This window comes from Capnocytophaga felis, assembly GCF_009684755.1.
Lineage (GTDB): Bacteria > Bacteroidota > Bacteroidia > Flavobacteriales > Flavobacteriaceae > Capnocytophaga > Capnocytophaga felis.
Window position 1 is genome coordinate 620722 of record NZ_BLBC01000005.1, and the last position, 25483, is coordinate 646204.

The window sequence follows — 25483 nt, forward strand, 5'->3', positions numbered from 1 at the left end:
CACTCAATCACTGCCTGAAAGACAAAATGTTTTTCGGGCAGTTTTATTTTTTATTCAAAACTCTCTTATCTTTGCAAAGAATTATTTTTCAAAATCAAAAATGAAACTTGAGGAGCGTATTTTTTCTATCAAAACAGATAAAGAATTTGAACAAATTTCTTTAGAAATATTTGATTATCAATTTAAAAATAATGTGATATACAAGGAATTTTGTTCTTATTTGAAGAAAAATCCTGATAATGTGCGTTCTGTCTATGACATTCCTTTCTTACCAATTGAATTCTTCAAATCAAAACGAATTTTCTGTGGAAATAATCTTGAAAAACAAGTATTTACAAGTAGCGGAACAACAGGAATGGTTACCTCCAAACATTTTGTGAAAGATATTGCTGTTTATGAGAAAAGTTTCCGAAAAGGATTTGAGTTGTTCTACGGAAAGCCTTCGGAATATGCGATTTTGGCACTTCTTCCCTCCTATTTGGAACGGTCTGGTTCTTCATTAATTTATATGGTGGAAGACCTTATCAAGCAATCAAAAAATAAAAATAGTGGATTTTATCTTTACGAATTGGATAAATTAGCCGAAATTCTTAAAGATTTGGACAAAAAAGGACAAAAAACATTGCTAATTGGCGTTTCTTTTGCATTATTGGATTTGATTGAAAAACATCAATTTAATTTGAAAAACACCATTGTAATGGAAACTGGAGGAATGAAAGGACGCCGAAAGGAACTCATCCGAGAGGAACTGCATCAAATTCTGAGTGATGGATTCGGATTGCAAAATATTCATTCTGAATATGGTATGACGGAATTACTTTCACAAGGATATTCAAAAGGAAACGGAATTTTCAAAACCGTTCCTTGGATGAAAGTTCTGATTCGTGACACCAACGACGCTTTGTCTTTTCTTCCTAATGGGAAAAGTGGCGGCGTAAATGTCATTGATTTGGCGAATGTGCATTCGTGCAGTTTTATCGCCACTCAAGATTTGGGAAAAGTTTACAACGATGGCTCTTTTGAGATTTTAGGCAGATTTGACAATGCCGACATAAGAGGCTGTAACTTATTGGTTATGTAATATTTGCAGTTTATCTTTCACTTCTGAAATCACTTTTGAAGAATTCCCCACAAACACCTGATTATCAACAATCATCACAGGACGAACCAAAAACGTGTAATGTTCCAAAATGAAGTTTTTGTAATCATTTTCGGATAAATTTTGGTCTTTCAAATTTCGTTGTTTGTAAAGTTGTGAACGTTTATTGAAAAGCTTTTCGTAGCTTCCTACTTTGTCTTTCAGGAAACTGAGTTCTTCCTCCGAAATCGGATTCTTCTTAATATCCTGTAAATCAAACTTTTCGGAAAAATCTAATTCTTTAAGAATACGCTTGCAAGTGTCGCAAGTGCTGAGGTAATATATTTTATTCAAAACAATTTATTTTAAAATGACACAATTAATCCATTTCTTCCTTCAAATATATCAACATTTGTTTGACGCGTTCCAACTTTTCAACAATTTCGTAATTGGAAAATGTTTTTTGTGTATTTTCTTGAAGTTTTTGTCTGGCCCCTTCCAAAGTGTGCCCTTGTTCTTTCACCAAATGATAAATTAATTGCAATTTTTTTACATCATCGGCAGAAAACTTTCGGCTCCCTTTAGCATTTTTTCTTGGGCTAATCATTTCAAACTCCTTTTCCCAAAAACGTATCAGCGAAGTATTTACGTTGAAAGCCTTCGCCACTTCGCCTATGGTGTAATATAATTTTTCAGGTAAATTGATTTCCATTTATTAATCCATTGATTGATTTTCTTGAGTTGAAACGCGAATCATTTCGGCATATTCATCTGGGGTTAAATTTCCGTAATAGAAATGAATTGGGTTGATATGTTCTCCGTCTTTGATGATTTCATAATGCAGGTGCGGAGCTTGGGAGCGTCCTGTATTTCCTACAGTTCCTATCATATCTCCTCTTCTTACTTTCTGACCCACTTTCACCTTATATTCGTGTAAATGAGCATATAAGGTTACATAACCATAACCGTGATTGATGCGTATGTGTTTGCCGTATCCGGAAGAAGCATCATCGGCACGAATTACAACTCCGTCGCCTGAGGCGTAAATCGGTGTTCCTTGAGGAGCTGTGAAATCCATTCCGTTGTGAAATTTACGAGCTTTAGTAAAAGGGTCATTACGCCAACCAAACCCTGAAGCCATTCGGGTTAAATCCTTATTATCAACAGGTTGTATTGCAGGAATTGAGGACAAAAACTTTTCTTTTTCTTTGGACAAATCCGCTATTTCATCTAACGATTTTGATTGAACAACTAATTGTTTTTGAAGAATTTCCAATCGTTTTGTGGTACTGATAATCAATTTTGAATTATCGTAGTTTTCCAAATGCTCATACCGATTCACTCCGCCAAAGCCACTACGCCGTTGTTCTTCAGGAATCGGAGCTGCCTCAAAATAAAGCCGATACATATTGTTATCTCGTTCTTGGATATTTGCCAGAACTTCCTCCATATGTTCCATTTTTTTGTTTAAAATCTGGAAATTGGTTTCGTATTGCTTTATTTCACGTTGCAAAGAAACTTCTCGCGGAGTGTAAAAAAAACGCGTATTAACCATCAAAAACATCGCAATGCCTCCAAAAAGAGCCGAAGCCGTCAAAAAAAGAAGGACATTTCGTACTTTAGTACGTTTTCTACTGATAATCCGCTTGTAAGAGAGTGTTTCCGGGTCGTAATAATATTTAATTTTTTTCATCTTTGTTAGTTGTGATAAAAATCCCGACAATTAATTTCTCTCAAAAAATTTGTCAGATTTTACAAAGGTAAAAATTTTTTCAAACAAATTGAAAAACATAACATTTTCTGTTTGATTTTTTAACCGATTTGAAGTCAATCATATTTAAATAAATTTATTTATTTTTGTCTCACACAATGGCTATATTTTTCTGTAATGAAGTCTGTTATTTACTTAATTATCATTATGTTACTATCATTTATTTTCAATGCTTGCCGCAAGGAGGATATCAGCGATGAGCCCACTGAAGAAATAACTTCTACCCTTGCTGATAATCAAGCATCTGAGGAAGCTAAAAACCTCTACAATTACCTTCGTTCCATATACGGAAAGAAAATCTTGTCTTCAACAATGGCAAACGTCAATTGGAATACAACGGAAGCCGAAAACGTTTATAAACTCACCGGGAAATATCCGGCAATGAACTGTTTTGATTTCATTCACATTCATCACTCTCCCGCAAATTGGATTGATTATTCTGACATTACTCCGGTAAAAGATTGGGCAAATGCAGGAGGAATTGTTTCTCTTATGTGGCATTTTTACGTCCCAAAATCTGAAAATTCCGATTCTTACACCTACAAAACGGACACTAAATTCAAAATTTCTAATATTTTTCTGTCAAACACGTGGGAAAGTCGTTTCTTTCACGAACAATTGGACAAGGTTTGCAATACGTTATCCAAATTACAATCCGAAAAGATAGCAGCCCTTTGGCGACCTTTTCACGAAGCTTCCGGAGCTTGGTTCTGGTGGGGAAAAGAGGGAGCTGAAGCTTATGTACGCCTATGGAAGTATGTATATAACTACCTGCAACAGAAAGGAATTCACAACTTAATATGGGTTTGGACTACGGAAAAAGAAGGTGATTCCCAGTGGTATCCGGGTAATGATTATGTTGATATTATAGGAAAAGACCTTTACGGAAAAAATGTATCTCAAAATCACAATAATTGGCTACAAATAAAGAAGTTACACAAGAAGAAAATGATTAGCCTCAGCGAATGCGGAAATTTGCTGGCAGGAAGAACAATCATCAAAAAACAAGCCTCAATTGAGCAACAATGGGCAAACGGAACATGTTGGCTTTACTTTATGCCTTGGTACGATTATCTTTTCAACGAAGGGAAAGAACCAACGAATGTAAGGTGCAGCGATGATTTCTGGATTAATGCGATGTCCCTGCCTTACGTAATCAGCCGATAAAGTACCAAGTAAATCAAAAAACAAAACCTCGGCAAATAGGCGATATTTTTAACTCACTGTAAAACAACTTTTTACTCAACATTAAGCAAGAAAAATATTTCATAAAATTATTTTACAATCTAACAAGATGATTTGCAAATAATTTCTATTTTTGCACGAAAAATCAAGTTTTTCAAAAAAACACACACATTAATATGACTTCACAGGAAATACGTCAAGAATTTTTGAAATTTTTCGAGAGCAAAGGGCATTTGATTGTTCCTTCTGCTCCTATGGTTATTAAAAACGACCCCACACTGATGTTCACCAATGCCGGAATGAATCAGTTCAAGGAATATTTTTTGGGCAACGGAAAACCCAAAAGCAAACGCATTGCCGACACCCAAAAATGTCTGCGAGTTTCAGGAAAACACAATGATTTGGAAGAAGTTGGAAAAGACACCTACCACCACACAATGTTTGAGATGCTCGGAAACTGGTCGTTTGGCGATTACTTCAAAAAGGAAGCCATTTCGTGGGCGTGGGAACTTTTAACCGAAGTATATAAAATCCCGAAAAAAAATCTGTACGTAACTGTTTTTGAAGGAAGTAAGGAAGATAATGTTCCGTTTGACCAAGACTCGTTTGACATTTGGAAAGGACTTATCGCCGAAGACCGCATTCTGCTCGGAAATAAAAAAGACAACTTCTGGGAAATGGGAGACCAAGGTCCGTGTGGTCCGTGTACTGAAATTCACGTGGATTTGCGTTCGGAAAGCGAGAAAAGCAAAACGGCAGGGCGTGATTTGGTTAATAAAGACCATCCGCAAGTTATTGAGATATGGAACAACGTCTTTATGGAATTTAATCGTAAAGCAGACGGTTCGCTCGAAAAATTGCCTGCTCAACACGTAGATACCGGAATGGGGTTTGAACGACTTTGTATGGTACTGCAAGGCGTGCAATCCAATTACGACACCGATGTTTTTACGCCTTTGATTCACAAAATTGAAGAAATTACCCAACATAAATACACCAAAGGAAACGAGGTTTCTTCTGAAGAAGAGCAAACAAACATCGCCATACGCGTAATTGCCGACCATATCCGTGCGGTTTCGTTCGCTATTGCTGACGGACAGCTACCTTCCAACAACGGAGCTGGTTACGTTATCCGTCGTATTTTGCGTCGCGCCATTCGCTACGGATTTACATTCCTAAATCAAAAAGAACCTTTCATCTATAAATTAGTGGAAACCTTAGCTTTACAAATGGGTGAAGTTTTTCCGGAGATTGAAAAACAGCAAATTTTGGTGGAAAACGTCATCAAAGAAGAAGAAGCCTCTTTCTTACGTACTTTGGAGCAAGGTTTATTAATGCTTGATGTAATGATAAACAATGTTACGGATAAGCAACTTTCTGGAAGTAAGGCTTTTGAACTTTATGACACGTACGGATTTCCTATCGACCTTACAGCGTTAATTCTCTCCGAAAAAGGATTAACTTTGGACGAAAAAGGCTTTGAGGAAAATCTTCAAAAACAAAAAGAACGTTCGCGAGCTGCAGCACAGGTAAAAGCTGATGATTGGGTGGTTCTTCGTGATGATGAGGAAGAAGAATTTATCGGTTATGATACTTTGGAAGCCATCGTGCGGGTGGTAAAATATCGCAAAGTAGAAAGCCAAAAAGACGGAACGTTTTACCAATTGGTATTCAACGTAACGCCTTTTTATCCGGAAGGAGGTGGACAAGCAGGCGACAAAGGTACGCTACAATCGGCAAACGGAGAAGTTATCTATATCGTTGATACTAAGAAAGAAAACAACCTGATTATTCACATTTCCGAAACCCTACCGGATAATCTTACCGACCCTTTCAAAGCAGAAGTGCATCCTTTAAGCAGAAAACTGACGCAGGCTAACCACACCGCAACGCACCTTCTGCATCAAGCACTTCGTGAAGTATTAGGAACGCACGTGGAACAAAAAGGCTCATTGGTTGATTTTAAACGTCTTCGGTTTGACTTTTCTCATTTTCAGAAATTAACTAACGAAGAAATTTCCGAAATTGAAAAGCTTGTAAACGAACGCATTGAACAAAAAATCGAACTGCAAGAACATCGAAACATACCGATTCAGCAGGCAATGGACGCCGGAGCGATGGCACTTTTCGGAGAAAAATACGGAGACAGAGTACGTATGATTCAATTTTCTGACAGTAAGGAACTTTGCGGAGGAACGCACGTAAAAAACACGGGAGATATTTGGTATTTTAAAATTTTGTCGGAAGGGGCAGTAGCTTCAGGAATTCGCCGAATTGAAGCCATCACACAAGAAACTGCTTTAGCATATTTCAAAGAGCAAGAGGCAATTGTGGAAAAACTTCGTCAAATAACGAAAAACACGCAAGACCCGCTCAAAGCCGTTGAAAACCTACAAGAAGAAAACGCTCGTTTACAAAAAGAACTTGAAAATTTGAAAAAAGAGCAAGCTAAAAATCTCAAATCCAACCTTAAAAACGAATTTAAGGAAGTAAACGGAGTAGCATTTCTATCGCAAAAAGTAAATTTAGACATTGCCAATTTGAAAGACCTCGCCTTTCAGTTAGGAAATGAAGTACCGAATGCGTTTATTTTGTTCGGTTCTGAACAGGAAGGCGGTAAAGCCTTGTTGTTGTGCTACATATCCAAAGATTTAGTTACAGAAAAAGGCTTAGACGCAGGCAAAGTGGTTCGCGAATTGGGCAAATACATTCACGGAGGTGGAGGCGGACAGCCTTTCTTTGCCACGGCGGGCGGTAAAAACCCAGCGGGAATTGAAGAAGCACTAAAAGAAGCTGAAAACTATGTAAAATAGAACTTTAAATTAAACAATAAATTCTCCCTCAAACTTTGCTATGAGGGAGAATTTTATATTCACTAAACATTATAAAGACATTTGAAAATCAGACTTTTTGTATTTTCTGATAAAAATATACACTAACGCAGAAAGCAATAACAAATGCAAATAAATGGCATAACCAGCCACTTCCGGATAGCTAATCGTGCCTTTACTCAGTTCAATCAAGGCTATGATTTGTGCCCCATATGGAATAATTCCCTGCACATAGCACGAAAAGATATCCAAAACAGAAGCAACATCTCTACCGGAAAGATGAAATTGATTGGCTATTTTTCTGGAAATTTTTGATACTATCAGAATGGAAACCGTGTTGTTTGCTACACAAAAATCAGTAGTTCCGACCAGAGTTCCCATTCCCAATAATGCTGTTTTAGGTGATTTGATGCGTTTTTGAATGAATTTCATCATAAATTGAATTCCTCCGAAATGCTCCACCAAGGCTGCCAATCCTCCTGTAAAGAAGAATAGAAGAAAAATTTCAGACATATCAGTAAAACCTCGGTAGGTGTGATTTACAAACTCCAGAAAATCGAATTTTCCGTAAATCATTCCAAGAGTTCCGGAAAAAAACACTCCCAAAAGCAGTGAAACAAAAACATTTATTCCCAATAAAGATAGCACGACAACCGCCAAATAGGGCAATATCAAAACATAATTAACATCTTGCTGTGTTTCTATAGCGATTTCCTTCGCCTGAGAATTCCCCAAAAACAGAAGGATTATCACAGTTAATACCGCTGCTGGAAAGGCAATTCGTGCATTGGCCTTCATCTTTTCGTCCATCTTGCAGCCCATCGTTTGTGTGGCTACTATAGTTGTATCCGAAATCAGAGAAAGATTATCGCCAAACATCGACCCCGAAAGTAAGCAAGCCCCAACCAAAGAAGCATTCAAATCACTTTGTTCTGCCAAACTAATTACAACAGGAGCCAATGTGGTGATTGTACCCACGGAAGTTCCTGTTGAAAATGATAAAAATGAAGCTATTACAAAAATTCCTAACGGAAAATATTGTGGTGAAATGTACGATATCCCCAAATTGACGATGCTTTCCACACTTCCGGAGGCTTTCGCCACGGTAGCAAATGCTCCGGCAAACAAAATGATAACGCACATTGTCAATACATTATTGTTCCCTGCCCCTTTGAAAAAGACATCCATCTTTTCTGCAAAAGGAGCTTTATAAATCAGCAAAGCCACAATAACCCCTATCAAAGCCACCAAAGGCGTTGGCAAAGAATAAAAATCATCAAAGTAAATTCCTCCTCCCAAGAAGATAATAACAAAAACCAGTAACGGAATTACCGAAACAATCCCCGACTCTTTCTTTAAAGACATTTTAATACAGAAATAAAATTTTAGCGTGCAAAAATATGTATTATTTCACAAATCATAAAATATTTTTCTACTAAAACCACTATGATATATTAAAAATTTCCCAAACAACATTCTTTTGGAAAAGAAAAATTCCTTAAAAAAACAGATGATTTATTATTTGATTGTAGAAAATCAAGATGACGATGACCATTGCTTCAATAAAAAATTGTGCAAAAATCGTTTTAAAATAGTATGAAGTTTTTCGTAGTTTGGCGGTTTTTATTTCAAAATTGAATTATTTCTCGCTTTCAAATTCGCTTACCTCGTGCAAAATAGGTTTACCTTTTTGATAAGGAGCTACCTCAGGAAATAAACTCACTTTGGATTCACTCCAAAACTCACCTGTTCGGACATATTTTAGCAATTCAGTTTGTAGCTTTTGGGTGCTTCCTGCCATTCCCAAACTATTATACTGATAAATTTCATTCAAATGGTCTTTTCTGTTTAAATACTCTATTAAAACTTCATAATCAACACTCTGTAATGATTTTCGTTGAATCAAAGCTATACCCTCCGGAAGATTTTTCCCTTGCCGTAAACTTTCCATCATATAATGAAACGGATGAAAAAAAATGCGATTACATTCTCGCTCGTTCGGCTTTATCAAAGTTTCTCTTCGCACGAAAAAATCCTTTAATTTATTAGTAGCCAACGAGTACGTACAAAGCACAGGAATTGTGTTTAAGTCCAAATGTAATAATTTCTTGTCGTTGGGTTGATTAAAGAAAATATCGAAGAACTCAAAAAAAGTATTTTCACGATGTTGTACAATGCTAAAAATTTCCTCCGAAATTTTTATTGTATAAACCTGATTATCTGATAATTTAATTCTTTTCAACATAGTTTTCTATTTTTCGTTGTAAAATCAACCTACCACATTAAATTTTGATAAAAAAAGAAGTTTGAAGAACGGGAATGTTTTTCAAACTTCTTTTTAGTTTACTTTTTCTCTTTAATCAGGTAAAGATACACAGGGAAATGGTCGGAATATCCCCAAGTATAATTCCCGTTGGACATACTCCGGAAGGGATATCCTTTGTAACGCCCCTGAGGATTTGCCAAATAAGATTTGTTAAACACGGCGGCCTTCCAATAACGATAGGTTGATTTATCTTCTTTTAATAACTCTTGCGTGAAATAAATTTGGTCAAACAAATTCCAACCGTCCTGATACGCAAGCGAGCCAATGCCTTTTTTCAGCATTTCTTCCATAGGATTGTACAACCCACCCGACTTTACCTTTTCTTTTTTGCCTTCCGTTTTCAGTATTTTTTTAAAACTTGTGTTGGTAGGGTCGTCATTAAAATCCCCCATACTTAGTATTTTTGCATCAGGATTTTTTGCCAAAAGCGAGTCAATTATTGTCTTATTCAATGTTGCCGCTGCTTCGCGTTTCGGGCGACTTACCGCTTCTCCTCCACTTCTTGAAGGCCAGTGATTTACGATAAAATGCATCAACTCACCATCAAACATTCCGCTTACCAAAAGCTGGTCACGTGTGTATCTGCGTTTTCCGTCAGCATCATAGATTTTCAAAGGATGTTTTGATTCTGAAATAGGCTTGAACACATTTCTTTTGTAAATCAAAGCAACATCAATCCCACGACTATCAGGAGAATCAAAATGCACAATGCCGTAGTTATACTTTCTCAGGTAATCTGTGTTTATCAAATCGACTATAACATTTTCATTTTCAACCTCACATAATCCTACAATATCGGGAGCTTGCTTAGTTACGTCACTTCCTATTTCCGAAATCACTTTTGCTATTTTCTGAACGTGGTCATTATAAACCTTTGACATCCAACGATCTGCTCCTTCCGGAGTACGGTCGTCATCAAATTTTCGAGGATCATTAATCGTATCAAACAAATTCTCCACGTTATAAAAAGCGATTGTTCTAACCATAAATTTCTTTTCCTGTGCCTGTACTTTTAGTGACACTAACAGAAGCATTGCCACAAAAAGTGAGTTGTAATATTTTTTCATATCCGTATTTTTAACACTGATTAATCTCTAAAATTCTAACTTCAATTGCGAAGGTAATAACTGAAATGTTTTTCTGTGGTAAGGCGTAATTCCGTAATTCTCAATTGCTTTTCTGTGTTCTGTGGTAGGATACCCTTTGTTTTTCTTCCATTGATACATCGGGAATTCTTCATCAATTTGCTCCATATAAGCATCTCGATACGTTTTTGCCAAAACGGAAGCAGCCGCAATTGTTTGTATTTTGGCATCTCCTTTTATTACACAAGCGTGCGGAATATTGCTGAATTTCACGAACTTATTTCCATCAACGGCAATAAATTCAGGTTTTTTTGAAAGTTGTTTCAAAGCTTTATGCATCGCCAAAATGGAAGCACGCAAAATGTTTAGTTCGTCAATTTCAGCAGGAAACACGTGTGCTACCGCATAACAAATCGCCTCCTCTTCAATGACAGTTTTTAACAACAATCGCTGCTTTTCGGTAAGTTTCTTGGAATCTGTAAGTACATCGTTTTTAAAATCTTTTGGCAAAATTACCGCAGCAGCCGTAACAGGACCGGCAAGGCAACCTCTGCCCGCCTCATCTGTTCCTGCTTCATTATATGTGTGATAAAACAACTGCATTTCTCAATTTTAAAACCAATTACGCCAATCTACCTACGTTTTGTGTTGCAAATATACGTATTTTATTAAAAAAAAGAAGCCATCCTTTTTAGGATAGCTTCTTAAAGCGGGAATAAATAGTTAAAATCTTGGCAACTTTTCAGGAATAATGTGTTCTACTTCATAGCCCGCAAAATTTTTCAAGTAATTCTGCAAAGTCGTCCCGTTAGCATCAGCAAAGGCATAATTTCCTCTACTTTTAAAATAATTCTTAACATTCTGAGCTCCTGCAAGATGAGCAGCAGCCAAAATTCCTGACTCAGTAATTTGTATTCCATTAATTCGCTTGCCTACAAACTTACTTATCTCTTTTCTCAACACCCATTTATTTCTTTTTACGCTCAATGTAAAAAGTCTTTCTTGTTGTTCGGGCGATTTTAGGAATTCATCAGCATTTTTAACACCATAAAACCGCAATGCCGACTTACCAAATTGGTACTTCCCCATATAACCGAACTCATTCACAATAAAGTAATTACCTCTTGATTCTCTGTAAGCCAACGCTTCTTTGAAACCAATAAATGTTTTTCCAATTAACGGCGGATTTAAAGTAATGTTTTTTTCATTTTCTTCTTCTGGCAGTACAGTTGCCAACTGAGGCTCTTCTACAACAAAATTCCTATGAACTTGAATTTCTTTGATTTGTTCATCATTGATTGTAAAACACATACAAACAAAACTAAGCAATCCCAAAATTGTAAAAAGATACCTCCTTTTTGCATTAATCATCTCATTTAATTTCTTTAAGACTTACGATGCTTTCACATAGTGAAATAGTTTCTGCTTAAAATTAACCGGGGGCAAAGATAATAATTCCTCACAAAATCAAAACCTTGCTTCTCAATAGTTTGTTAACAGGAAAAGAAGTGCCCCTGAAAAATTAATTCTTTTTAACCATTAATAAATCAACTTTAATACATTTTAATTTTTCATTAATTCAAATTGATAATTACTCAGAAATATCACCAGCCAACGATGGTGCAGCTATTACATTTAATTTTCTGATATTCAATATGGTTTATTTGCAATTGTTTTTCACTCATTACCTTCAAAATAAAACATTTATATACAAAATTCTTTCTCTCTTTTAGATTTTTGTTTTACACAATAAATAAAAAACAAAAACTCGTAACATATTTATGAAATATATTACGAGCTTTAAAAATAACAAAATCAATTTAACTTCCTAATTTTTCTTTAACTCCACAATATTATGTGTATAAGTATCAATTACTTGTACCTCAGTATTATCTTTTAAACGACGTACTTTGTATGAAATAGGCACAGAAGTTTCGGTGATGTTTTTTTCATTTGGCATCTGCACGAATTTTTTGAAACTTTCATAATTATCCACTTTGTTGCCCAATTCAACAGGTCCTCCTGAAATTTTTAATTTTACCTTTCCTTCTTGGAACAGACGCTGAAACTCATTAGTGTAATGTGCATTGGCATTGGCATCAATGTATTTCACCGCCACCTCCAATGAGGCTTTCACCATTTTACGCACTTCTTCGGCAGATTTATTAGTTTCAACAAAAATGTAACCCACACGTCCGTAATCCACGCTACTAATGTAAAGAGGCTCATATTCGCCCATATCTTTAACATCAATGTATCCTATCACCCAAGTAGAATAGTGTTTCGGGTCAATTGACACATTGTAAATATGTTGGCGGAAAGCCACCATCACGTAACTTTTAGTTAATGAGTTACTATTATCCTTTTGATAATCAAAGTTTGCTTTTAGCAAGCCGGCTATCACATTTGCCTCAGCATGAACTTTTAACGAGGTTTTGAAATGCTCTTCAGTTGTAACCGTATTACTTTCATAAGCAAAAACAGTAGGTACAAAATGATAATTTACCTTATTCGCCTGAAGAGTTATCAAGTCATTCATAACTTGCCTCACATCACTTAGCGTAGGTTTTGTTGTCTCAGAGACTTTAATGTCTCCCCTTAGTGATATTGACAAGGTTACAGGTGCAAATTCATTTCGGAGCGTTAAAGGATCGTATTTTCCTTTAACAAATGAATCTCCTCGCAACATACTACCCGGATAAATCACATCGCTCATTGTTTCTGACACTATTGAAAGCGGCGTGATAGCGTACTGCTCTTGTACGGTGGAAAGGTATTCGTACTGATTTTTACCCGTGGTAGGGTCAATCACTACATTCCCTGTTTTTTTGCTGGCAATAGTTTTAGGAGCTTCTTTTTCGTACACCACCGGCTTTAATTGCTCAATGGTTTTAGGCGTGTCGTCTCCTTTATCGCCACACGAAATCATTACGATTGCTGTTGTTACCAACAAGCTCAGAATTCTTTTTTTCATATTCATTAAGTGTTTTAATTAATATTCAAGTTGTACATTTTCATATTTGATAATGTTTTTAAGTCCATTATTCAAATATTGTGTAATGTAAATGGTTATCGTTTGTGGCATTTCTTGTATTGGGGTAGGTCCTTTTTTTCTTTCAATGCTATCCCTAAATTCATACCATTGCCCTTGCACAAACTCTCCCTGCCTTACCTGTCCGTCATAAGACGTGTAATATTCATACCTCTTACTGCTTGACAAGTTACTCAAATAAGTGTCATACTCCCGATTACCATCATCGATTGAAAACTTAAATTCCCTACGATGAACGGAATGATTCCAGAAATCAGCCTCTCTTACCTCCGTAGCAGGAAAACTGAAATTGATTTTTACAGCGCTAAAAATCAACTGCTTAGCAATAGGCTCACCTACATTTCGTTGATTGGTTTTGTCATACTTTTGTAAGTAAAAATCAAGCTGAAATGTACCGGGAACCTTTGGAATGATAACGAATGAGGGCATTTTTGAAATATCTGTAATTTCAAAAGAAGCTACATCTTTAAAAACAGAACCTTCTTTGACCCTCATATCATAGTCCACACCAAGCACCTGATGCCGTGTAGCATCATTTCCCACAACTCTTAGCTGATAAATAAAATCGTTCCCTTTGTGAGAATCAACAATTTCTGTTACATCAACAGGAATGTGGCTACCTACCCGAAAATTGGTAACATTTACACTTTCTCGAATTCCCATTGAAAACGATAATTTTTCCTCAATTTTAGGTTGAACTTCTTCAGATGGACTTTTGTTGCACGACATTATTGTAAGCAACAACACGAATAATAAGAAATTTCTTTTCATATGCAATGATTTTTAATTAAGATCTGTCTTCCACGAAACAAATGTATAAAAAAAACGTATATTATTGTAAAATTAGCATAATTTTAACTTATAAAAAATTAATTCTCTTTAATTTTCAATTCCTTAAAATTAGTTTAGTACAATTAAAAATGACAACTATCCGATTTTGATTTGCATTTTTTTTCACAATAATTTTAAACATCTTACGGTTAAAGATATTTTTAAAACTATTTGTATCTTTGCTTTCTAATTTCTAAAAAATGAGCAAACACATTCGAACCAATGAATATTCTGTATTTTTTTATCGAATATTTTTAGCGTATTTTTTCTACTTCATCGCCCGACTTTTATTTTTTCTATTTAATAAAGAAATCATAGGAAAACTTGGCACAAGTCAGTTTTCAAAGCTATTCCTTTTTGGGATTCAGTTCGATACAACAGCTATTTTATATGTTAATTTGTTATTTATTTTAATGAGTATCATCCCTTTACGAATTAACACAACAAAAACATATCAAAAATTTTTATTTTGGATTTATTTCCTGACAAACGGAATTGCTTATGCCACCAATTTTGTGGATATGATTTATTATCCGTTCAGCAAATCACGATTGACCACCGCTTCATTTGCCGTAGTTGAAAACGAACAGAACAAAACTACGATGCTTTTTACCTTTTTGGGTATGTACTGGTATGTTGCTTTGCTGTTTATTATGCTCATCGCTTTGTGGATTTTCCTCTATAAAAAGAAAAAAGTACAAGCCGCTAAAATTGCCAACGTTCCTTATTTTGTATCATCTGTTTTGATTTTGGGAGTGATAGGCGTAGGTGTTTTAGCTGGAATTCGAGGTGGAAGCTTGGCACATTCATCGCGTCCCATTAACATTTTAGACGCAAGCCGACACGTAACCATTTCTTCACACGCTGATGTAATTCTCAATACCCCTTTTACACTTATCCGAACCATCGGGAAGAATAAAAGCTTTAAAGAATATAGCTTTGTTTCAGAAGATTACATCCAAGAAAACATCAAACCTATCAAAAATTACCATCGGGAAGTAGCAATAAAACCCAATGTTGTGATATTCATTCTGGAGAGCTTCGGAAGAGAATATGTAGGTTGTATGAATACGAATAGAAATATCCCCGATTACAAATCATACACACCTTTTTTAGATTCTTTATCGAAACATTCGTTCGTTTTTGATAATGCGTATGCCAACGGAAGGCAATCCATACACGGAATGTCCTCAGTTTACGCAGGAATTCCCACCTTTCAAGTAGCCTACACCTCATCACCTTACGTGCAGCAACCCACTGAATCCGTGATTTCTATTGCCAAAGAAATGGGATACAATACATCTTTTTTTCATTCCGCACCCAATGGTTCAATGGGATTCTTAGGATTTTCAAATATTTTGGGGTTTGATAACTACTACGGAATGACTGAATATGGCAATGATGCTGATTTTGATGGCTTTTGGGGCATTTGGGACGAACCTTTCCTACAATTTATGAATCAAGAATTGAGCAAGAAAAAACAACCTTTTTTGGGGACAATCTTCACAGTTTCGTCACATCATCCATACAAAATTCCCGATAAATACGAAGGAAAATTCGACAAAGGAAATGTAGAAATACACCAATGCATTCAGTACACAGATTACGCTTTAAAAAAATTCTTTGAAAGTGCAAAAAAGGAAGAATGGTATAAAAATACTATTTTTGTATTCACAAATGACCATCACAACCAAGTGTATTATCCTATGTATAAACAACCTATAACAGGAAACGGAGCTACCCTTATGTTTTTTAGCCCAAATCCGGAATTGGTCGGTAAAGGTATTTCTTCAGAAATTAGTCAACAGATAGACCTTTATCCTTCTGTGGTTGATTTAATGGGATATAACAAACCTTTCCGTTCGTGGGGACGAAGTTTGTTTTCCGACAAGAAAGAAACTCCCAGAGCCTACATTTCCGACGCCCACGTGTACCGAATGATGCAAGGCAATTACATATACATTTTAAATGAAGACGGAAGCGTTAATGGCATCTTTAAAAAGGAAGATGAAGGACTGACTAACAATCTTTTGGAGAAAGAAAATAATTCTGAAATAGAAAAGGGAATCAAAGATTTACAAGCCTTTATGCAGGATTATATGCATCGGATTATACAAAGAAAATTAGGCAAAGAAAGTAATTAAAAAAACAAAAAAGGGAACACAAAAGCGTTCCCTTTCTTCATAAAATATAAATTCAAATTCTTTTAACCTTCCAAAGTCATTAAATATTTCTCTGCATCCAAAGCAGCCATACATCCTGAACCTGCGGCTGTAATTGCTTGGCGATAACGACTATCGGCAGCGTCTCCGGCTACGAACACTCCCTCCACATTGGTCAAAGATGTTCCTGGTACGTTTTTGATATATCCTACCTCATCAAGTGTAATGAATTCTTTAAAAACATCCGTATTTGGTTTATGCCCGATAGCCACGAAGAAACCTGTAATCGGAATTTCAGAAATTTCTCCCGTCTTGTTATTACGTACTTTTAAGGCGCTTACCACCTGTCCGTCTCCCAAGATTTCTTCCGTTTCCGTATTAAAAAGCACCTCAATATTAGACGCTTTCAGCACACGTTCTTTCATAATTCGAGAAGCTCGGAACTCATCACGACGCACCAACATCGTTACTTTCTCACAGATATTCGACAGATAAAGTGCTTCCTCACAAGCCGAGTCGCCCGCCCCAACGATAGCTACTTTTTGCTTTCGGTAGAAAAAACCGTCGCACACGGCACAAGCCGAAACTCCTCCGCCTGTTTTCAAATAATGTTGCTCCGATGGCAAGCCTAAATACTTGGCAGAAGCTCCTGTGGCAATAATTACCGTTTGTGCGTGGATTTCTTTTTCTTCATTAATCCACACTTTATGAGGCTTTTGTGAAAAATCCACCTTCGTTACCCATCCGTTGCGTATTTCTGCCCCGAAACGTTCAGCCTGTTGTTGTAATTCCATCATCATTGCCGTACCCGTAATTCCGTTAGGATAACCGGGAAAATTCTCCACTTCATTGGTTGTGGTTAATTGCCCACCAGGTTGCTCGCCCTGATACAAAACGGGATACATATTAGCACGCGAGGCATAAATTGCTGCTGTATATCCCGCAGGTCCTGAGCCAATTATCAGGCATTTCACTTTTTCTATCTCAGCCATTGTTCTATCTTTTTTAAAATTTAACTCTACAAAAATACAGATTTTTTATAAGAAAGCAAGTATTGCTCAAGGATTATTATAATGACGGTATCTTATTATAAAATCTCACTCGGAAGCCTCATCTTCAATAAAGGGAGCGTTCACATCCGTATCGTAGAATTGCTCAAAAGTTTCCCAAAAAAGGGCTTCTAATTGCACGTACATTCGACGAAGTTTGGCTCCTGTTATTTCCCCCCTCGGATTATGATTCACAAAGGATTGGATTTTCTCCTCGCATTCTTGCTTTGTAAACTTCCCCAATTCATACTGCCAAATTAGTTCATATATGGAACAGGCCTCCCCGCCAATTTGCCCAATGGATTTGTACAACTCATCGCAAACTTTAGCCTTTTCGGTGAAATAGTCCACGTATTCCTTTTCGATGCAAAGACCTTCAAGCATTGACTCTTTGAGCTGAGTCAAAGCATTGGTAAAGTCGATAATTCGGTTTACTGCAATATCTGCGGAAGGGAAGAGTTCCTCTTGCGAAATATCGTCTTGGTAAATCAGATTGATAAGATGCGTCATCAACTCTGCATACTCGTCCGACTTAGGATTTTTGAACAATTGGTAACACGCATCCCGAACCTTATAAATATGCACACATCGCAACATCGCAGTAAGCACGGCTGTTCTTACAGGACGACGCTCTTTGAACATACTTTTAGTGTACGAATACGGAGGCTTTTTCATAACTGATTTGTTTTTATTTTCCGTCTATTTTGTTTTCTATTTCCGCGGTTTGGAGGTTTGTGGGGGTAGTAAAACTTTATTATTATTTTTTAATTTGAAAATTGCTTTTTGCCTTTAGGGTGATTTCGCCATCGGCTTTGGCACTGGCATAAAACTTCGGTGCTTCTTTCAGATTTTGTGGATTCTTTTAATTAGAAATTTTCTTTTATATATTCTGCTACTTTATCTATTTCTGGGAACAATGTACTTTTATCTATTCCCAATTGAGAGAGTTCTTTTAAAATGTCTTCTTTTGATTTTGCATCAATTCCTATTTTTGTTTTAATCCATTCTGAGGGAACTTGAGGCATTGAATTAACCTCTCCTTTTAAAACTTTATTCGCATATAGACTAATTGCTTTTTCTTTTGTTCCAAAAATTAGAAAAGCTCCGTGTTGCCTTACTATACGAGGATTATCTAATTTAGGTTTGACGGCAAAAACCTTTCCTATATCATTAGTATCTATTATGGCTTGAAAGTATGATTTGTCTTCTCTTATATAATGTAATAGCTTTCCAAAGAATTTCTTATTATTATATAGTCTATCTTCCCAAATTAGTGAGTCAATTTTCCTCTCAAGTCTATCAAGTAATATAAATATACAGCATAATTTATCTTCTTCCAAAAATCCTGCTTTATCCTCCATAAATTGTTTTATAAGAGTCTCTATTTCATTTGGATTTATATAAAAATAATTAGGGAGGTTGTTTATTACCGATTCAAAATCAACTTTTTTTTCTAATTCTTTATCATAGCTATATACTTTATTTTTATCTTTTAACTCCGATAACTTTTCTTTATATGCTTCCATTTTATCCAAATTTCCAAAAGTGTAATAAAATTCACTATCACATTTCGCTAAATTAGCTAAAATAGTAACCCTATCACTATCAAAATAACAAGTATCTTTTTGAGAAATATCAAAAATTATTACTTCTCCATCCTTGTCTTCATTATCAACACAAGCAAAATACAGAGCCACCAACGCATTAGTTGTCAAATCTAAAATACGAGTGGGTATTCCATAGTGTTGCATCAGAACCAACGACTCTATGGTTGATTTACCATTGAAATCATAGGGAACTTTACTAATCATTTCACGATATATCAAATGTTCATTTTCAATGAAACTATCCTTCCTATAAATTGAAGGAGTTAATTGAAAACTCTTGTCAGAATGCCCTCTGTAAAATATATTTCCTGATGGTTGTATTTCTTTAATTTTAGAAAGATAATCTCCTATTGATTTTACATTTTCCAATGTATTTTCTTGTCCTTTTTTTCTATTTTCTTTTTTACTCATAAAACACATACTAGTCATTAAGTTTCAACACTGCCATAAACGCACTTTGCGGCACTTCTACATTTCCGATTTGACGCATACGTTTTTTACCTTTTTTCTGTTTTTCAAGGAGTTTTCGTTTTCTAGAAATGTCGCCACCGTAACATTTGGCGGTAACGTCTTTGCGGAGAGCTTTGATGGTTTCGCGAGCGATGATTTTCGCCCCAATAGCCGCCTGAATCGGAATGTCAAACTGCTGACGCGGAATCAGTTCGCGAAGTTTTTCACACATTTTCTTCCCAATATTATACGCATTATCGGCGTGAATCAAAGCTGAAAGGGCATCCACCGAATTGGCATTGATAAGCACATCGACTTTTACCAAATTGGAAGCTCTCATCCCGATAGGCGAATAGTCAAACGAAGCGTAACCTTTTGATACTGTTTTTAATCGGTCGTAAAAGTCGAACACGATTTCCGCCAGTGGCATATCAAAATTCAGTTCCACACGCTCGGGCGTCAGGTACGTCTGATTGGTAATTTGTCCGCGTTTTTCGATACAAAGCGACATCACTTGCCCCACAAAATCCGCTTTGGTAATCACCGATGCCTTGATGTACGGTTCTTCCACTCTGTCCAATTTCGACGGGTCGGGAAGGTCGGAAGGGTTGTTTACTATAATCGGAGTTTCGGGGTCTTTCTTGGTGTAAGCCAGATAACTAACGTTCGGAACGGTAGTAATTACCGTCATATCGAACTCGCGTTCCAATCGCTCTTGAATGATTTCCAAATGCAACATTCCGAGGAAACCACAACGGAAACCAAAGCCCAACGCCGCCGAACTTTCAGGAGTAAAAACCAAAGATGCATCGTTAAGTTGGAGTTTCTCCATTGAAGCCCGAAGTTCTTCATAATCCTCTGTATCAACAGGATATATTCCTGCAAATACCATCGGTTTAACATCTTCAAATCCGTCAATGGCTTCAGTGCAACCGTTTTGAGCGAAAGTAATCGTATCACCCACTTTCACTTCACGAGCGTCTTTAATTCCTGTGATAAGATAGCCCACATCGCCACAACCTACAAAAGGTTTAGGTACTTGATTGAGTTTGAGCGTTCCCACCTCATCGGCTTGATAAATTTTGTCGGAAGACATAAATTTGATTTTGTCATTTTTGGAAATTTTTCCGTTCATCACGCGGAAATAAGTTTCCACGCCACGAAACGGATTATAAACCGAGTCAAAAATCAGGGCTTGCAACGGAGCTTCTGGGTCGCCTTTTGGGGCAGGAATGCGTTCGATGATAGCTTCAAGGATTTGCTCCACGCCCAAACCTGTTTTTCCACTGGCGGGAATAATTTCGTCAGGGTCGCACCCCAGCAAATCGACAATATCGTCTTTCACTTCCTCAGGATTTGCTGACGGAAGGTCGATTTTATTCAAGATAGGGATAATTTCCAAATCGTTTTCCAAAGCCAAATACAGGTTAGAAATCGTCTGAGCTTGAATGCTTTGTGCGGCATCAACAATCAGTAAAGCTCCTTCACAGGCAGCAATGGAACGCGACACTTCATAAGAGAAATCCACGTGCCCTGGCGTATCGATGAGGTTCAGAATATAGGTTTCGCCTTTGTATTCGTATTCCATCTGAATGGCGTGGGACTTGATGGTGATGCCTCGCTCACGCTCTAAGTCCATATTATCAAGAAGTTGGTCTTGTTTTTCGCGTTCGGTGATGGTTTTGGTAAAGTCCAAAAGTCGGTCAGCCAGCGTACTTTTTCCGTGGTCAATGTGTGCAATGATGCAAAAATTGCGTATGTTTTTCATTTCTCTTGTTTTCAATTTGTTGTAATTGGCAAAGATACGAAAAAAGTGCAAAGGAAAAAGAAGAAAAATAAAAAGCAGAGAAAAATCTCTGCCTGAACTTATTCTATAAATTTTACGCAAAAAAAATCCGCTTCTGTTTTAGAAACGGATTTTTAATTTATCTTTAAAATGACTAAACTTCCTCTTGATCTCTCAAATATTGGATGTATCGAGCTTTTTGTAGTTCATTTCTTCTCTTTACAGAATTTTTTGTAAAATGCTGTTTCTCACGAAGTTTACGAACAACTCCCGTTCTGTCAAATTTTCTTTTGTAACGTTTTAACGCTTTGTCGATGCTTTCGCCGTCTTTTACTGGTATTATTAACATAATCTATACACCTCCTCTCATTTGGGGTGCAAATATCCACTTTTTTTTTGAAACTCACAAATTTTACACGAAAAATCAAGTTTAAAACACGAAATTTCCTCAAGAAAACTATTTTTCTTCCTTTGAAATGATTATTAGTTCATTGCTTCCTTCCACATTTGAAATTACTTTTACAAAATTCGTTTGTTGGCAAAATTCGATAAAATCTGCGTTCCTTTCGGCTTGCTTCTTATTGTTTTTCATTGTGTTGAACAATATTTTTCCGTTGGAAGTCAACAAAGAAAGTGCTTGATTTATAAACTTTTGGGAAAACAAAAATTCAGGCATCATATCATCTTGAAAAATATCAATGATAATCAAATCATATTTTGATTTTGTTTTTTGTACAAACTGCTGAGCATCATCAATAATAATTTCCAAATTGTTGATTCTGTCAAGATTAAAATAGGTTTTCGCCACATTAACAATCTCTGTATCAATATCAACTGCCGTTATTTTCTTCTTGTAACCAATCTCATCAACCAAAGTTTTTACAACGCTTCCTCCTGCCAAACCCAAAACCAAAATGTTTTGCATTTTTTGTACTCCAGAAAAACCTATCTTCCTCAAACCCAATCGCAAAATTCGCTGCAAACTTCCGTAAGAATAATTTGTATTAGGCGTATCCAAAACCAAACGCCCACCCCGCATCACCACATCAATTGATTTATTGATTGACGATTTTTGTTTGTGAACGGTAATAGGAATAATATAACTGAGTAGCTTTTTAAACATCAGAATGGTTGCGGATTTGTGTTAGTGTTTTTCCAAATTCATTTTCTCTCCATCGAACACGGCATACGTAAAATAATGTATCCAATCACCGGTGTTTATGTATTTGGAAGTATCGGAAAGTGCAATTTCCAAAGGCAAATGCCGATGCCCGAACAGAAAATAATCGTAGTGCTTAAGGGTCAATTTGCGTTTGCAGTATTGCACCAACCACTCATTATCTTCTCCTAAAAATTTTACATCTTCATCGCCAGAAATCAATTTATTTTTTACAGAAAGATACTGTGCCAATCGCACCCCAATATCCGGATGTAACCACCTGAAAAACCATTTTGCCACCGGATTGGTAAACACTTTTTTCATCCGTTTAAAACCTTTGTCGCCCGGTCCGAGTCCGTCTCCGTGCCCTACCAGAAAACGCTTCCCGTTGCATTCAAATTCCAGCGGTTTATAAAAAACGGGAATATTCAATTCTTTCTGAAAATAATCACGCATCCACAAATCGTGATTCCCAACGAAGAAATAAATCGGGATTCCTTTATCGGTCAACGAAGCTAATTTCCCTAACGTTCGTACAAACCCCTTCGGAACCACCGTTTTATATTCGAACCAAAAATCGAACAAATCCCCGAGCAGAAAAATCGCCCCTGCATCGGCTTCAATCTTGTCGAGCCACCGCACAAAAGCCAATTCCCGCTTGCGACTTGCCACGAAATCAGGTGCTCCCAAATGATTATCAGAAGCGAAATAAATCTTTTTATCGGAAAGTAATTCTATGTTCAAAGTTAAAAGGATAAAGTTAAAAGGATAAAGAACAAAGAGCCAAGGGAAAAGGGACAAGAAACAAGGATAAAAAACAAAGTTTAAAAGGATAAAGAACCAAAGGCAAATCTACCTCATCATCCTTTGCATATTGCCTATTCTTACGGATTGTCCGAAGCAAACCATTCGGCGTAAGAGCTTTCCGTTTCTTGCAAACGAAGCGAAAATAAAGCTACATTTTCAGGCAAATATTTTTTGATACGCTCAGCAAAATCGACCACCAAATTTTCACTCGTAGGCTGATAATCCACCAAAATAATATGATGCCCTTTGGCTTTCAGCTCATTTGCCAACTCCAAATGTGGTGAATTGGCATTGAAAATCATCGTATGGTCAAATTCGTCAATGATTTCCCGCTTTACGATGCGTTTCAAATCGCCAAAATCAATCACCATTCCGTGTTTTACATCGTTGGGATTATCTATGGGCGTGCCAATCACGGTAACGTGCAATTTGTAACTGTGTCCGTGCAGGTTTTTACATTTTCCGTCATAACCGTACAAAGCGTGTCCCGCCTCGAACTCAAATTTTTTGGTAATGCGTATTTTTGTCATCTTTTCAACATTAATTTGAAGCCGTAAAAGTAGCGAAAAAAGGTGAATGTAGCAAAATATTAATCTTTTTGAAGAGAATGACTTGGAACAAATTGCCTTCTTTTTATAAACTTTTTCACTACAAAACATCAATTATCCATTAAATTTTCCTATTTTTGCGACAATAACCTATTAGAACAAATTATGTTACTAACAAAACAAACCTTTGAGCTACATAAAGCTACACGTTCAAACCTTTTAAATTATCTGGAAAATTTATCACCTGAAAAATTAGCAAAAATCCCAAATAATTTTCGCAACAACGTTTTTTGGAATATCGCTCATTGCATTGTTACTCAACAACTTTTGTGCTACAAACTCAGCGGAATTACCCCTTTGGTTTCCGATGATTTTATAAACACTTACAGAAAAGGAACTGCTCCTGACGGGCATATTCCTTCAGAAGAAGAAATCAAAAATCTGAAAGAATTACTTCTTTCTACACAAGAACAACTTCAAAAAGACTACAAAAAGGGTATTTTTAAAGAATTTAACACATATATGACCAGCTATGGTTTTGAGCTCAATTCCGTAGAAGACGCTATTAATTTTAATAATACCCACGAAAGTATGCATTTAGGCTCGGTAATTGCCTTGAATTATTTTCTTTAGAATTTAAACCCAGCATTTTATCGTTTATTTAAAGATTTGAAGATAAAAAGATGGCACCCATTTATAACCAATTACTAATACCCTATCTCATAGCAATGGCTCTTGCCATAACTATGGGTGGAAGTGGCACAGCGCCTGCATTTTCAGCAAGTTACGGAGCAAATGTAATAAGAAAAAGTTTAATACCGGGAATTTTTGGCATCGCAGTTTTTTTAGGAGCTTTTGTTGCCGGAAAAAATACAGCTACAACAATGGGAAATGGTATTTTACCCGCTAACTATATGACTTTCACGGCTGTATCTGTAGCTTTGCTTTCCATTGCGATAACACTTTTGATAGCTAACATTTCAGGAATTCCTCAATCAACAAGCCAGGCGGCTGTTCTTGCTTTTGCAGCTCCTTCTCTATATTTCAATCAGTTAGATTCCGAAAAATTGTTTTACGAAATTATTCCTGCTTGGTTTATTCTTCCTGTTATTTCGTACTTTTTGAGTTATTTGTGCGGAAAATATATCTACAAACCTATGCGGAGAAGAGGATTTACTATGCAAAGAGCTCAAAATGAAAACCTTAAACCCGTTTGGAATACTATTTTGATTGTGATGTCAATTTATGTGTCTTTCTCCATTGGTTCGAACAACGTTGCTAATGGTGCAGGACCTATTGCAGCAATGACTATCAATGAGTTAGAATTACAAAATGAAAATGATTTTATGGTTATTTTGATATTATCTTCATTAATTGTTGCTCCTTGTTTTGGTATTGGAAGCTCTCTGTTTGGTCATAAAATTGTAAAAAACACAGGAAAAGAAATCATTCTTTTCGGAAAATTTGAAGCTGTTATAATTGCTTTTATATCAGGAAGTTTACTCCTTTTAGCTTCTGTAACGAAAGGAATTCCATCATCGTTGGTACAGGTAAATGTAGCCGCTATTTTAGGAATTGGTGTTGCAAAAATGGGGACTAAAAATATCTTTAACAAAACCCAAGTAAAACGCTTTTTCACTATGTGGATGATTGCACCAATTATCTCTTTTTTACTATCACTTTTATTGATTTATCTCGCTGATATGGGTGGATTTATACACAATCATTAATAAAAAAAGTGACAAAGCATTTGCTT

At 36.3% G+C, this 25483-nt stretch carries 24 protein-coding genes; 6 read left to right on the forward strand and 18 right to left on the reverse strand.

Features of this window, described 5'->3' with window-relative positions; translation table 11 throughout:
• Positions 1–100 precede the first annotated feature (100 nt).
• Positions 101–1081, forward strand: coding sequence for a LuxE/PaaK family acyltransferase (locus GN105_RS04105; protein WP_155284147.1), 981 nt, complete (start codon positions 101–103; stop codon positions 1079–1081).
• Here the strand turns inward: GN105_RS04105 and GN105_RS04110 are convergent.
• From GN105_RS04110 to GN105_RS04120, 3 genes are read right to left on the reverse strand one after another with little or no spacing between them, the layout of a single operon-like run.
• Positions 1067–1432, reverse strand: coding sequence for an arsenate reductase family protein (locus GN105_RS04110; RefSeq protein WP_155284148.1), 366 nt, complete (start codon positions 1430–1432; stop codon positions 1067–1069). The genes GN105_RS04105 and GN105_RS04110 overlap by 15 nt on opposite strands.
• Positions 1433–1457: 25 nt before the next feature.
• Positions 1458–1790 (reverse strand): MerR family transcriptional regulator, encoded by a 333-nt coding sequence (locus tag GN105_RS04115; protein ID WP_155284149.1) that lies wholly within the window; start codon positions 1788–1790, stop codon positions 1458–1460.
• A gap of 3 nt (positions 1791–1793) precedes the next feature.
• Complete coding sequence (locus GN105_RS04120; protein WP_155284150.1) at positions 1794–2771, reverse strand: M23 family metallopeptidase; 978 nt, start codon at positions 2769–2771, stop codon at positions 1794–1796.
• Between the two features lie 225 nt (positions 2772–2996).
• Here GN105_RS04120 and GN105_RS04125 point away from each other — a divergent pair, with 225 nt between their 5' ends.
• Positions 2997–4016 (forward strand): glycosyl hydrolase, encoded by a 1020-nt coding sequence (locus GN105_RS04125; protein WP_173014960.1) that lies wholly within the window; start codon positions 2997–2999, stop codon positions 4014–4016.
• Positions 4017–4210: 194 nt separating this feature from the next.
• Complete coding sequence (gene alaS / locus GN105_RS04130) at positions 4211–6847, forward strand: alanine--tRNA ligase (protein ID WP_155284152.1); 2637 nt, start codon at positions 4211–4213, stop codon at positions 6845–6847.
• Between the two features lie 69 nt (positions 6848–6916).
• Here alaS and GN105_RS04135 read toward each other — a convergent pair whose 3' ends face one another.
• The 7 genes from GN105_RS04135 to GN105_RS04165 form a co-directional block, all read right to left on the reverse strand.
• Complete coding sequence (locus GN105_RS04135; protein WP_155284153.1) at positions 6917–8230, reverse strand: Na+/H+ antiporter NhaC family protein; 1314 nt, start codon at positions 8228–8230, stop codon at positions 6917–6919.
• A gap of 274 nt (positions 8231–8504) precedes the next feature.
• Positions 8505–9110: a DUF8309 domain-containing protein gene (locus tag GN105_RS04140; RefSeq protein ID WP_095895758.1), complete on the reverse strand. Its 606-nt coding sequence runs from the start codon at positions 9108–9110 to the stop codon at positions 8505–8507.
• 98 nt (positions 9111–9208) lie between these two features.
• Positions 9209–10258 carry an endonuclease/exonuclease/phosphatase family protein gene (locus tag GN105_RS04145; RefSeq protein WP_155284154.1) on the reverse strand — a complete coding sequence of 350 codons (1050 nt, stop codon included), beginning with the start codon at positions 10256–10258 and terminating at the stop codon, positions 9209–9211.
• 27 nt (positions 10259–10285) lie between these two features.
• Entirely contained in the window at positions 10286–10879 is a 594-nt protein-coding gene (gene rnhB / locus GN105_RS04150; protein WP_155284155.1) for a ribonuclease HII, read from the reverse strand.
• Positions 10880–10999: 120 nt separating this feature from the next.
• The gene (locus tag GN105_RS04155) at positions 11000–11587 is read right to left on the reverse strand and encodes a peptidoglycan-binding protein LysM (RefSeq protein WP_373279392.1); all 588 of its coding nucleotides are present in this window, start codon (positions 11585–11587) and stop codon (positions 11000–11002) included.
• Between the two features lie 517 nt (positions 11588–12104).
• The gene (locus tag GN105_RS04160) at positions 12105–13250 is read right to left on the reverse strand and encodes a thiol-activated cytolysin family protein (protein ID WP_173014961.1); all 1146 of its coding nucleotides are present in this window, start codon (positions 13248–13250) and stop codon (positions 12105–12107) included.
• Positions 13251–13268: 18 nt separating this feature from the next.
• A complete protein-coding gene (locus tag GN105_RS04165; protein ID WP_155284158.1) occupies positions 13269–14099 on the reverse strand; it encodes a hypothetical protein in 831 nt (276 codons plus the stop codon).
• 260 nt (positions 14100–14359) lie between these two features.
• On the opposite strand from GN105_RS04165, the gene GN105_RS04170 reads away from it, so the two are divergent.
• On the forward strand, positions 14360–16303 hold the full coding sequence (locus tag GN105_RS04170; RefSeq protein ID WP_227977317.1) for an LTA synthase family protein: 1944 nt from the start codon (positions 14360–14362) through the stop codon (positions 16301–16303).
• 62 nt (positions 16304–16365) lie between these two features.
• Here the strand turns inward: GN105_RS04170 and trxB are convergent, their stop codons facing one another.
• The 8 genes from trxB to queD all read right to left on the reverse strand — a co-directional run bounded on the left by trxB (position 16366) and on the right by queD (position 23709).
• The gene (trxB, locus tag GN105_RS04175) at positions 16366–17313 is read right to left on the reverse strand and encodes a thioredoxin-disulfide reductase (RefSeq protein WP_155284159.1); all 948 of its coding nucleotides are present in this window, start codon (positions 17311–17313) and stop codon (positions 16366–16368) included.
• A 105-nt stretch (positions 17314–17418) separates the two neighbouring features.
• Complete coding sequence (locus GN105_RS04180) at positions 17419–18045, reverse strand: hypothetical protein (RefSeq protein WP_155284160.1); 627 nt, start codon at positions 18043–18045, stop codon at positions 17419–17421.
• Between the two features lie 191 nt (positions 18046–18236).
• Entirely contained in the window at positions 18237–19388 is a 1152-nt protein-coding gene (locus GN105_RS04185; RefSeq protein WP_173014962.1) for an FRG domain-containing protein, read from the reverse strand.
• A gap of 10 nt (positions 19389–19398) precedes the next feature.
• The gene (gene lepA, locus GN105_RS04190; protein ID WP_155284162.1) at positions 19399–21195 is read right to left on the reverse strand and encodes a translation elongation factor 4; all 1797 of its coding nucleotides are present in this window, start codon (positions 21193–21195) and stop codon (positions 19399–19401) included.
• A 172-nt stretch (positions 21196–21367) separates the two neighbouring features.
• Positions 21368–21562 (reverse strand): 30S ribosomal protein S21, encoded by a 195-nt coding sequence (gene rpsU / locus GN105_RS04195; protein WP_018278300.1) that lies wholly within the window; start codon positions 21560–21562, stop codon positions 21368–21370.
• A gap of 108 nt (positions 21563–21670) precedes the next feature.
• Complete coding sequence (locus GN105_RS04200; protein ID WP_155284163.1) at positions 21671–22336, reverse strand: spermidine synthase; 666 nt, start codon at positions 22334–22336, stop codon at positions 21671–21673.
• Between the two features lie 21 nt (positions 22337–22357).
• Positions 22358–23116: a UDP-2,3-diacylglucosamine diphosphatase gene (locus GN105_RS04205; RefSeq protein ID WP_155284164.1), complete on the reverse strand. Its 759-nt coding sequence runs from the start codon at positions 23114–23116 to the stop codon at positions 22358–22360.
• A gap of 140 nt (positions 23117–23256) precedes the next feature.
• A complete protein-coding gene (queD, locus tag GN105_RS04210; RefSeq protein ID WP_155284165.1) occupies positions 23257–23709 on the reverse strand; it encodes a 6-carboxytetrahydropterin synthase QueD in 453 nt (150 codons plus the stop codon).
• A gap of 183 nt (positions 23710–23892) precedes the next feature.
• Here queD and GN105_RS04215 point away from each other — a divergent pair, with 183 nt between their 5' ends.
• Positions 23893–24360 (forward strand): DinB family protein, encoded by a 468-nt coding sequence (locus GN105_RS04215; RefSeq protein ID WP_155284166.1) that lies wholly within the window; start codon positions 23893–23895, stop codon positions 24358–24360.
• A 50-nt stretch (positions 24361–24410) separates the two neighbouring features.
• Positions 24411–25457 (forward strand): inorganic phosphate transporter, encoded by a 1047-nt coding sequence (locus GN105_RS04220; protein WP_155284167.1) that lies wholly within the window; start codon positions 24411–24413, stop codon positions 25455–25457.
• The last annotated feature ends 26 nt before the right edge of the window (positions 25458–25483 follow it).